This window comes from Micrococcus sp. KRD077, from assembly GCF_017168505.1.
GTDB classification, from domain to species: Bacteria; Actinomycetota; Actinomycetes; order Actinomycetales; family Micrococcaceae; genus Micrococcus; species Micrococcus luteus.
Genome location: NZ_JABFAZ010000037.1, coordinates 5148 through 15727, shown reverse-complemented (window position 1 = coordinate 15727; position 10580 = coordinate 5148). Strand labels below are relative to the sequence as shown.

Annotated in this window: 8 protein-coding genes, 1 tRNA gene and 1 pseudogene; 7 read left to right on the top strand and 3 right to left on the bottom strand. The window is 74.1% G+C overall.

Annotated elements, in window-relative coordinates; genetic code table 11:
• The first annotated feature begins 32 nt into the window (after positions 1–32).
• On the top strand, positions 33–575 hold the full coding sequence (locus J1M39_RS09330) for a hypothetical protein (RefSeq protein ID WP_342356400.1): 543 nt from the start codon (positions 33–35) through the stop codon (positions 573–575).
• A 44-nt stretch (positions 576–619) separates the two neighbouring features.
• Positions 620–1579, top strand: coding sequence for a diaminopimelate dehydrogenase (locus J1M39_RS09325; protein WP_206496709.1), 960 nt, complete (start codon positions 620–622; stop codon positions 1577–1579).
• A gap of 55 nt (positions 1580–1634) precedes the next feature.
• On the opposite strand, the gene J1M39_RS09320 is transcribed toward J1M39_RS09325, so the two are convergent.
• Positions 1635–2615, bottom strand: a complete 981-nt coding sequence (locus tag J1M39_RS09320) for an AEC family transporter (RefSeq protein ID WP_206496708.1) — start codon at positions 2613–2615, stop codon at positions 1635–1637.
• A gap of 260 nt (positions 2616–2875) precedes the next feature.
• On the opposite strand from J1M39_RS09320, the gene J1M39_RS09315 reads away from it, so the two are divergent.
• Positions 2876–3322: a DUF2087 domain-containing protein gene (locus tag J1M39_RS09315; RefSeq protein WP_158184879.1), complete on the top strand. Its 447-nt coding sequence runs from the start codon at positions 2876–2878 to the stop codon at positions 3320–3322.
• A 167-nt stretch (positions 3323–3489) separates the two neighbouring features.
• On the opposite strand, the gene J1M39_RS09310 is transcribed toward J1M39_RS09315, so the two are convergent.
• A tRNA-Gly gene (locus tag J1M39_RS09310) sits at positions 3490–3563 on the bottom strand.
• Between the two features lie 99 nt (positions 3564–3662).
• Positions 3663–3836, bottom strand: a complete 174-nt coding sequence (locus tag J1M39_RS09305; RefSeq protein WP_230282035.1) for a hypothetical protein — start codon at positions 3834–3836, stop codon at positions 3663–3665.
• Between the two features lie 168 nt (positions 3837–4004).
• On the opposite strand from J1M39_RS09305, the gene J1M39_RS09300 reads away from it, so the two are divergent.
• From J1M39_RS09300 to J1M39_RS09285, 4 genes and pseudogenes are all read left to right on the top strand, one after another.
• A complete protein-coding gene (locus tag J1M39_RS09300) occupies positions 4005–5534 on the top strand; it encodes a hypothetical protein (protein ID WP_206496707.1) in 1530 nt (509 codons plus the stop codon).
• A gap of 3 nt (positions 5535–5537) precedes the next feature.
• Positions 5538–6119, top strand: coding sequence for a dCTP deaminase (dcd, locus tag J1M39_RS09295; RefSeq protein ID WP_036341271.1), 582 nt, complete (start codon positions 5538–5540; stop codon positions 6117–6119).
• Positions 6053–7438: pseudogene (locus tag J1M39_RS09290) on the top strand (MFS transporter); the annotation flags it as partial. The gene dcd and the pseudogene J1M39_RS09290, both read left to right, overlap by 67 nt.
• Positions 7439–7506: 68 nt before the next feature.
• The coding region (locus J1M39_RS09285) for a Na+/H+ antiporter subunit A (protein WP_206496725.1) at positions 7507–10580 on the top strand (3074 nt) is incomplete at its 3' end.

Here is a 10580-nt window from a genome sequence, read left to right as displayed (position 1 = left end):
CCTCCGGCGCCGTTTCGTCAACGAAAGCGTCTGTGGAGGCTCCTGCGCCCCTCGCTCTGCCCGACCGGCCCGGGTGGGTGCGGCTCGCCGCGGGCGCGGTGGTCCCGGGCGTCATCGCCGCCGCCGCGGCGCTCGCGGCCCTGCAGGTGTTCGTCCTCAACCCGTTGGCCGCCGCGCCCGGCGACCGCGGCCTCGGGAGGATCTACGCGGACCTGAGCGCGGCGGGCCAGCTCGGCGTCCCCTTCGTCCTTCCGGCCGTGATCCTGGCGGCCGGGCTCGGTGTGGCCGCCGTCCTGTGGTTCCTCACGTGGCGTCGCGAGGAGGTCGACCCGCTGGCGGTCCTCGCCCTGGGCCTCGCCTCGCTCGTCGCCGCGTCCCCGGCCTACTTCATGGCCTCGTTCGGGCCGGGCATGGCGCTCGCGGACACCTACGGCGTCGGCGGGGGCGACCACAGCCCGTGGGCCTGGCCGATCTACGTGGTCAGCGTGCTGGCGTTGGCGGGGCTGGTCGCCGTCGTCGTGCTCCTGCTGCGCGGTCCGGCCGGCGGACTCGGCGCCCCGCGGCGCCGGGCCTAGGCTGGCGGGACCGACCTGACCACGACCCCACCAGGAGGACGCACATGACCATCCGCGCCGGCATCGTCGGATACGGGAACCTCGGCCGCAGTGTGGAGAAGCTCGTGAAGCTCCAGCCGGACATGGAGCTGGTGGGCATCTTCTCGCGCCGCACCGGCCTGGACACGGACACGCCCGTGCTCCCGGCGGAGCGAGCCGCCGAGCACGCCGGGGAGATCGACGTGCTGTTCCTCTGCCTCGGCAGCGCCACGGACATCCCCGAGCAGGCGGCCGGCTACGCGCGGCACTTCACCACCGTGGACACCTACGACAACCACCAGCTCATCCCGCGGCACCGCGCCGAGATGGACGCCGCGGCCCGAGAGGGCGGGCACGTGGCGATGATCTCCACCGGCTGGGACCCGGGCCTGTTCTCGGTGAACCGGGTGCTGGGCGCGGCGCTGTTCCCGCAGCCGCAGCAGAACACGTTCTGGGGCAAGGGCCTCTCGCAGGGCCATTCCGACGCCGTCCGGCGGGTCCCCGGCGTCCGGCGCGGCGTGCAGTACACGATCCCCAGCGAGGAGGCGATCGCCGAGGCCCGCGCCGGACGGGGCGCCGAGATCACCGGCGCCTCCGCGCACGTGCGTGAGTGCTACATGGTGGCCGACGAGGCCGACCACGCGGCCATCACCGAGGCCATCACCACGATGCCCGACTACTTCGCCCCGTACGAGACCACCGTGCACTTCATCTCCGAGGAGGAGTTCGAGCGCGACCACCAGGGCATGCCGCACGGCGGCCACGTCGTCACCTCGGGCGACCTCGGCGGCTCGCGCAGCGCTGTCGAGTTCGTGCTGGAGCTGGAGTCCAACCCCGACTTCACCGCCGCCGCGCAGGTCGCCTACGGCCGTGCCGCCGCGCGTCTGAAGGCCCAGGGGGAGACGGGGGCGCGCACCGTGCTCGAGGTCGCCCCGTACCTGCTCTCGCCCACGGGGCTGGACGAGCTGATCCGCCGGGACGTCTGAACCGCGGCGAGGCGTCCGGCGCGTGACACCGGGCCGGGCGCCGCCGTCGTCGGCCTCAGGCCAGCAGCAGGGCGACGGCGATCATCGCCGGGATCGCGACGATCGTGGTGACCAGGATCGTGTCCTTCGAGACGCGCAGCCCCGCGTCGTAGCGCACGGCGGTGACGAACACGTTCTGTGCGGTCGGCAGCGAGGCCAGGACGACGGCGACGAACACGTGCCGTGCATCCAGGCCGAACACGAACTGCGCGAGCAGCCAGGCCAGCAGCGGATGCACCACCAGCTTCACCGCCGAGGCGAGCAGCACGTCCGCGCGACGCCCGCCGGCGCGCTCGAGCGGCCGCGAGCCGACCAGCGACATGCCGAACGCCAGGAGCATCGCCGGGATGGACAGCCCGCCGATGAGCTCCACGGACTCCATGAGCGGGCCCGGCAACGACCAGCCGGTGAGCGAGAAGACCAGGCCGGTCACCGAGCCCAGGATCAGGGGGTTGGTGACCGTCTGACGGACCTGGTCGGCCGCGGCGCGGCCGGGGGAGCGGCGCACCGCACGATGCCCGCCCGCCGCCGTGCGCCGTCGGGCCTCGCGGGTCGTGGCGGCGTCCATCGCTGCGACGTAGACAGGCGTGTAGATCGCCAGCTGGAAGATGAGCGCCGGGGCGGCCAGGGCGGCGTCGCCGAGGACGTAGACCGCGATGGGGATGCCGAGGTTCGCCGAGTTCACGAGCGAGGCGCTGAGCGCGGACATGATCCGCTCCGAGGCCGGCCTGCCCTTCAGCAGCGGGACCGTCACCGCGAGGTACAGTGCGGCCGCGGTGAACGCGGACAGCGTGGCCACCCACAGCTGGGGGCCCAGCACGGCGCCCACGTCCGCGCGGGAGAGCGTGACGAACAGCAGCGCCGGGTTGCCGATGAAGAACGCCGCACGGGAGAGCACGGTGCGGCCGTGCTCGCCGAGCACCCCCGTGCGCCCCACCAGGACGCCCACGAGGATGATCACCCACACGACCGCGAAGCCGGAGAGCACCTGGGTCACGGACGGGCCTCCACGGGGCGGGATGGGGCGGTCCGCGGCGGGGTCAGGGGCATGGCGCGATCCTACGCCGCGGGCGTCGGCTAGCCTGGATCACGACGGCGGCGCCCACCGCCGAGCGCGCCACGCGGCCCGGCCCCGCGCGGCAGGGCCCTGCAGCCCGGCGCGAAGGGGAGCGGATCCTCGGGCCCACCCGCACGCGACGGACGTCGTCCCCGACCCGCGGCGCGGCATGGCCGGGAGCGCGCCGGCGAGGATGCACCATGACCCGTCAGTCCGACCTCAAGACCCTGATCCGCGCCCGCATGGCCGTCACCGGTGAGCGGTACACCGCCGCGGCGGCGGCCCTCGCCGACGAGTGGCAGTCCGCCGAGCGCTACCACGCGACCGTGCTCGCCCGCTTCTTCGACGGGGACCGGCTGCGCTCCATCCCTGCGCGCCGCAAGCCGCGGGTGGCCGTCCTTCTCGAGCTGCTGCGTCGCTTCAGAGCGGGCCGCGCCTACGCGGAGGCCGAGGTCAACGACCTGCTGCGCCCCGCCCACGAGGACGTGGCCACGCTGCGTCGCGAACTGGTGGACTACGGGTTTCTCGACCGCGCCGACGGCGTCTACCGACTGGCGCACGTCGGCCCCGACCTCGACCCGCGCTTCGCCGCAGACCTGCCGGTCGACCTGGAACGCCGGCTGCGCGAGATCCGCGCGGGCCGTTGAGGGGAGCGGGACCCCGCACGTCGACCTGGAACGCCAGCGGTCGCCATGACGCCGGAATGTGGCCGTATTCCGACGTCTTGCGTTCCCGGTGCGGCCGTGGCGGGGCGACGTGGACCGACACGGCCCCGGGTCCCTCGCGTGAGGGGCCCGGGGCCGTCGTCGTGGTGTGGAGCGGGCGACGGGAATCGAACCCGCGTATCTTGCTTGGGAAGCAAGCGCTCTACCATTGAGCTACGCCCGCGCAACCGCTCGGCTTCCGCCTGCGGCGCGGGCACCACCATACACCAGCCCGGCCGGTGCACCGGCCCCGCGTCGTCATCGAGCCCCGCGGACCCGTACGTCAGTGCGCCGGGTCCGCCGCGGCGACCTCGCGGGCCCGCACCCGCCGCGTCGCCGCCCGGGCGCGCGAGCGACCGAACGCGTCCGCGTACCGCGTGAGCACCGGCCCGGCGATCACGATGGAGAACTCGCCGCGGATGGTCAGGGCCGCACCCGCGCGCCAGCGGCCGGCCACGCCGTTTCCCGAACGAAAGCGCACCAGGGGCCGCCGTTTCCCGAACGAAAGCGCACCAGGGGCCGCCGTTTCCCGAACGAAAGCGCGCCGGGGGCCGCTGGTAGAGTCCGAACCGCGCCCGGCCGCGGCCGGACGCGTCCGGCAGCCCCTGTCCCGGAAGGACGTCCCATGCGCGACACCACGGCCGACGCGGCCCAGGTCCCCGCCCGCCCCGACGACGCGGCGGTGTACCGCTACCTCGCGTTCGGGGAGGCGGACCGCCCCTTCCTCGTCGGCGGTCCCCGGCCCGCGCCGCTGGCCCCCGCTGCGACGCCGTCCCCGGTCGCCGACCTCGAGTCGGTCCGCGCCGCGATCCGCGCCCACGGCGGCCCCTTGGCCTCGACCGCGCACGTGTGCGGCCGCCCCGTCCCGACGCCTCCGGCCGCCGACGCGTCCCGCGGCCTGCGCGGTGCCGCGCGCACCCTGACCGCGACCCGCCGCGACGTCGCCGCCCGCCTGGCCGACTCCCGCGAGCGCGCCGACGTGCCCGTCGAGGCGCTGCTGAACTCGGCCTTCGTCGACGCCCACGCGGACGAGCGCCCCGCCGATCGCGGCGTGCCGCGCGGGCGGCTCGCCGGCCTGGTGGACGCCGTCCTCCCGCCGGCCCGCCACGCGGACGACGACGCCGCGGCCGGCCTGCTGCTCGCCCTGCGCGAGCCGGTCCGCGAGGTGTTCGCCTCCGACTCGTTCGCCGCCCGCCCGTACGCCGACGCGCCCACCGTCCGCGCGCTCTTCGAGGACTTCCTCGCCCACCCGCGCCGGCACGACCCCGAGCGCTTCTGGCGCCTGCTCAACCTCGAGCTCTGGCTGCGCGACGCGGTGGACGCGGACGCCGCCCCGGCCGGCCCCGCCACCGCGGTCGACGAGGCCCCCACCGCCCCGGCACCGGCCAAACCGGACCACGAGCCGAACCCGGGCAAGGAGCTCGACCTGGTCTCCGCCGAGGACGGCCGCCGCTACCGCCGCTTCCCTGTGCAGACCGGCCTGGTGGACCGGGACACGGACCTGCAGGCCTACCTGCGCGGCGAGATTGAGGACTTCTTCCGCGACCTGCCCGCGGACGCGATGCCGCAGGACGCCCCGTGGCACTTCTCCGTGTCCGAGAAGATCGTGGCCATCACCCAGGGCCGCTCCTACTACACCTGGGAGGTCCGCCCCTCCGTGGCCGCCCGCGCCCTCTCCCGCCTGGTCACCCGCACGCCCGCGGGCATCGGCCTGGGCGACCCCACCACCATGCAGCTGGCCATCCAGGAGGCCGGCCTGCCGCGCATCGTGCTCTCCGCGGCCGCCGGCGCCGCCGGCAAGGTCGCCGGCAAGCGCGGTGTGTTCTACAACGTGGTGGGCGGCAACGTCCGCGCGATCGACGGACCCACCACCTACTCCACGTTCCCGGCCAACGTCTCCGCCAAGCTGCCCCCGGCCGAGCCGGACCGGGTGGCCGCCGAGGTCTCGGCGATGATCCGGGCGGCGGACATCCCGGCCTGGGCGAAGGCCTCCTTCGCCGGCACCGTCGTGATGGACGCCAACGACATCGGCCGCAACGCCCTCGGCAAGGACACGGCCGCGTCGGCCGCCGCCCTCGAGGCCGCCTTCGCGGACAACCCGCTGGGCCAGGGCCGCGAGCGCACCCCGCTGGCCGTCGTCGTGCGAATGGACTGAGCCGTGCTGCTCTCCGACCGCGACATCCGCGCCGAGCTCGCCTCCGGCCGCGTGGGCCTGGACCCCCTCGACCCGGCGATGGTCCAGCCCGCGTCCGTGGACGTGCGCCTGGACCGGTTCTTCCGGCTCTTCGACAACCACCGGTACGCGCACATCGACCCGCGTCAGGAGCAGGACGAGCTGACCCGGCTGGTGGAGGTGGACCCGGACGAGGCGTTCATCCTGCATCCGGGGGAGTTCGTGCTCGGCTCCACCTATGAGCAGGTCACGCTGCCGGACGACCTCGCCGCTCGCCTCGAAGGCAAGTCCTCGTTGGGGCGGCTGGGCCTGCTGACGCACTCGACCGCCGGGTTCATCGACCCCGGGTTCTCCGGGCACGTCACGCTCGAGCTGTCCAACGTGGCCACGCTGCCCATCACGCTGTGGCCGGGGATGAAGATCGGCCAGCTGTGCTTCTTCCGGCTCTCCTCGGCGGCCCAGTCGCCGTACGGCACCGGGGCCAACCAGAACCGGTACCAGGGTCAGCGCGGGCCCACGGCCTCCCGGGCGCACCGCGACTTCCATCTCACCCGCATCGAGCGATGACCGACGTCGCGCTCCCGCCGGTCGCTTCCGCCGCCCCGCGTCGCCAGGTGGCCGCGTGGGCGCTGTGGGACTGGGGTTCGGCCGCGTTCAACGCGGTCATGGTCACCTTCGTGTTCGGCACCTACCTGGCCTCGGACGCGTTCGGGCCGGACGAGCGGGGCACGGCGTGGCTCTCGACGGCGATGGCGGTGGCCGGCGTCGTCATCGCGGTCACCGCGCCCGTGCTGGGGCGGCGGGCGGACGGCGCGGGCCGGCGCCGCCTCTGGCTGGGGGTGATGACGGCGGCGGTGATCGCGTGCACCGCGGCGTGCTTCTTCGTCACGCCCCGGGAGTCCTCCCTGCTGCTGGGCGTCACCCTGATCGCCCTGGGCACGGTGTTCTTCGAGTTCGCGGAGGTGCAGGTCAACGCGATCCTCGTGCACATCTCGACGCCGGCCACGATCGGCCGGATCTCGGGCATCGGCTGGGGCGCGGGCTATCTCGGCGGCATCCTGCTGCTCCTGATCGTGTTCGTGGGCTTCGTCTCGGGGGACGCGCACTGGTTCGGCGTCACGGAGGACGCGGCGCTGAACATCCGGGTGGTCGCGCTCGTGGCCGCCGCGTGGTTCCTCGTGTTCGCGATCCCCGTGCTGGTGGCCGTGCCGGACCCGGCCCCCGCCCCGGCGGCGGACGGCGGGCCGCGCCGTGAGTCGGTGCTGGGCTCCTACCGCGAGCTCGGGGCCACGCTGGCCCGGATGTGGCGCGAGGACCGGAACACGCTGTGGTTCCTCGTGGCCTCGGCGGTGTTCCGCGACGGCGTGGGCGCGGTGTTCGTCTACGGCGCCATCCTGGGCACCACGGTCTACGGGCTGGCGGCCTCGGACGTGGTCCTGTTCGCGATCGCGGCCAACGTGGTGGCCGCCCTGGGCGCCTTCGTGGGCGGGCGGCTCGACGACGCAGTCGGCCCACGCCGGGTGATCCTCGGTTCGCTGGCCGCCATGGTCCTCGTGGCCGGGGCGCTGTTCTTCGCCTCGGGCACCCTCGCGTTCTGGGTCGGCGGGCTGGCGCTGTGCCTGTTCGTGGGCCCGGTGCAGTCGGCCTCGCGCGCGTTCCTGGGCCGGCTCACCACGCCGCGGACGGTCGGCGAGGTGTTCGGGCTGTACGCCACCACGGGCCGCGCGGTCGGGTTCATCACGCCCGCGCTCGTGACGCTCGCGCTCGCCCTGCACCCGGACAACCGGGTGGTCATCCCCGTGATCGCCGTCGTGCTCGTGGCCGGTGGGCTGCTGTTCGCCCGGGTCACGGAGCCGATCACGCGGAGCGCGGAATCGGTCCGCTGACTCCGGGTGGGGCGCATCCCTCCGCTAGGCTGGACCGTACCCCCGCCGGTGCCTGACGAAGGGACCGCATGCTCGTCATCCTGACCGCGCTCTTCGTCGTCGCGCTCGCCGCCCCGGTGATCTTCCGGTGGACGGGACGTCAGGGGTTCTATCTGCTCGCCGCCGCCCCCGCGGCGGGCTTCGTCTGGCTGCTCACCCAGCTGCCGCACGTGTTCGCGCTGCAGGAGGCGCTCGACGCCGGCCGGCCGGTCCCGGCCTCGGCGGCGCACCTGGACCGCGCCGTGCCGTGGGTGCCGTACCTCGAGATCGAGCTCGCGTTCCGCATGGACGTGCTGGCCGCGTTCATGTCCCTGATCGTGCTGGGAGTCGGCGCGCTGGTCCTGGCCTACTGCGCCCGCTACTTCCGGGAGCACGAGCCGCGCAACGCGGTGTTCGGCGGGCAGTTGCTGGCGTTCGCCGGCGCGATGTTCGGGCTCGTCACCACGGACGACCTGATGGTGCTCTACACCTTCTGGGAGATCACGTCTGTCCTGTCCTTCCTGCTGATCGGCTACTCGGGCCACCGCATCTTCGCCCGCCGCTCCGCCATCACCGCCCTGATCGTCACCACGTTCGGCGGCCTGGCCATGCTCGCGGGCCTGATCATGCTGGCCCACTTCGCCGGGTCCTGGCGGATCTCCGGGGTCCTTGAGGCCGCCCCCGCCCTCATGGCCGACGCCGGGCTGCGCGGGCTGCTCGAGGTCGCCGTCGCCCTGGTGCTGATCGGCGCCCTCACGAAGTCCGCCCAGGCCCCCTTCCACTTCTGGCTGCCGGCCGCCATGGCCGCGCCGACCCCCGTGTCCGCGTACCTGCACGCGGCGGCCATGGTGAAGGCCGGCGTCTTCCTCGTGGCCCGCCTGGCCCCGGAGTTCCACGGCCTCGCCATGTGGCAGGTCCTCGTGATCGGCGTGGGTCTGTGGACCCTGCTGCTCGGCGGCTGGCGCGCCCTGCGGCAGACAGACATCAAGCTCGTCCTCGCGTACGGCACGGTCTCCCAGCTCGGCTTCCTCATGGTGGCCAACGGGCTGGGCACCCGCGACGCCGCCATGGCCGGCCTCGCCATGCTCCTGGCCCACGCGGTGTTCAAGGCCCCCCTGTTCATGGTGGTCGGCATCATCGACCACGAGGCCGGCACGCGCGATCTGCGCCAGCTCTCCGGGATCGGCCGCCGCCACCCGGCCCTGGCCGCCGTCGCCGTGGTGGCGGGCCTGTCCATGGCCGGCCTGCCTCCGCTGTTCGGCTTCGTGGCCAAGGAGTCCGTCCTGGAGGGCCTGGCCGCCCACGGCGTGGCGCACGCGGACGTGTGGGGCTGGACGCCGCTCGTGCTCATGACCGTGGGCTCGGTGCTCACCTTCGCCTACACGTGGCGGTTCCTGTGGGGCTCGTTCGCCGCCAAGCGGGACGAGGAGGGGGCCGCGGTCCCCGTCACGCGCTTCCACACCCGCGTCACCACCCTCGAGCTGGCCCCGGCCGCGCTGCTCGCGCTCGCCGGCCTGGTGCTCGCCTTCCTGCCCGGCCCGGTGGAGGGGATCATCACCGCCCACACGGGTTCCCTGCCGCCGCTGGACCCGGAGGAGGCGCCGGCCTACCTGGCCCTGTGGCACGGCTGGACGCCCATCCTCGCCCTCTCCGCGGGGGTCTGGGTGCTCGGCGCGCTGCTCGCCCTCGGCCGGCCGGGAGTCGAGGCGTTCCAGCGCCGCGTCGAGTTCCCGGTCGACGCCCTGCGCACGTACCGGAAGATCACCGGCGCCCTCGACGAGGTCGCCATCTGGGTCACGGGGCGCACCCAGACCGGCTCCCTGCGCCGCTACCTGGGCATCATCCTGGCCACCGCGTTCCTGCTGCCGGCCGCGTTCCTGCTCTTCCCCGTGGGGCGCAGCGAGCGCACGCTGGCCACCTCGTTCCTCTCCGCGGACGTCGCCTGGTTCCAGACCCCGGCGCAGCTGGTCGTGGTGCTGATGATCGCCGTGGCCACCGTGTTCGCCGTCCGCGCCCGCCGCCGCTTCAAGGCGATCATGCTGGTGTCCGTGACCGGCTACGGCGCCGCCGCCCTGTTCGCGATGCGCGGCGCCCCGGACCTCGCGATCACCCAGGTGCTCGTGGAGACCATCATCCTGGTCACCCTCATCCTGGGCCTGCGCGTGCTGCCGCCGGACTGGTACGACCGCCGCACCGGCTCGCGGCGGCTGGGCCGCCTGGCCGTGGCCGTCGGGTTCGCGCTGACCATGATGTGGATCGCCGCCACCGCGCTGGCCGCCCGCACGGCGGAGCGGATCTCGCTGCCCATGCCGGAGCTCGCCTACACGGACGGCTACGGCACGAACGCCGTGAACGTCACCCTCGTGGACATCCGCGCGTGGGACACGTGGGGCGAGATCACGGTGCTGGCCGCCGCGGCCACCGGCGTGGCCTCCCTGATCTTCCTGCAGCACCGCGACGGGCGCACCCGCAGCATCGACGACGTCGCCCCCGGCTCCGTCGGCGACTTCGGCGCCGACTCCTCGCTCGGGGCCCGCGAGCTGTCCGTCGTGCGCAGCTTCGCTGTGGACGATCGCAAGGGCCAGTGGCTCGTGGCCGGCCACACGATGGCCCCCGAGCGGCGCTCGATCATCCTCGAGGTCGTCACCCGCTTCATGTTCCCGATCATGATGCTGCTCTCCGTCTACCTGCTGCTGGCCGGGCACAACACCCCCGGCGGCGGCTTCGCCGGCGGCCTGCTCGCAGGCCTGGCCCTCACGCTGCGCTTCCTCGCCGGCGGCCGGTACGAGCTGCAGGAGGCCTCCGTGATCCCGGCCGGGCCCATGATCGGCCTGGGCCTGGCGATCGCCACGCTCACCGGGATCGCCCCGCTCTTCTTCGGCGGGCAGATCCTGCAGTCCTATGTGGTGGAGTTCACCGACCTGCCGCTGTTCGGCGACGCCCTCAAGCTGGTCTCGGCCACGGCGTTCGACATCGGCGTGTACCTCGTGGTGGTCGGGCTCGTGATCGACGTGCTGCGCTCGCTCGGCGGTGAGGTGGACCGCCGGGGCGAGGAGGCCCGCCGCGCCCGCCTGCGCGCCGCGGCCCGCCGTCGTCATCCGCGCATGCCCACCCCGTCCACCCC

Excerpts from the sequence above, each read along its gene's own strand:
- J1M39_RS09325 (WP_206496709.1), top strand. The coding sequence starts at position 620 with ATGACCATCCGCGCCGGCATCGTCGGATACGGGAACCTCGGCCGCAGT.
- J1M39_RS09315 (WP_158184879.1), top strand. The coding sequence starts at position 2,876 with ATGACCCGTCAGTCCGACCTCAAGACCCTGATCCGCGCCCGCATGGCC.
- J1M39_RS09300 (WP_206496707.1), top strand. The coding sequence starts at position 4,005 with ATGCGCGACACCACGGCCGACGCGGCCCAGGTCCCCGCCCGCCCCGAC.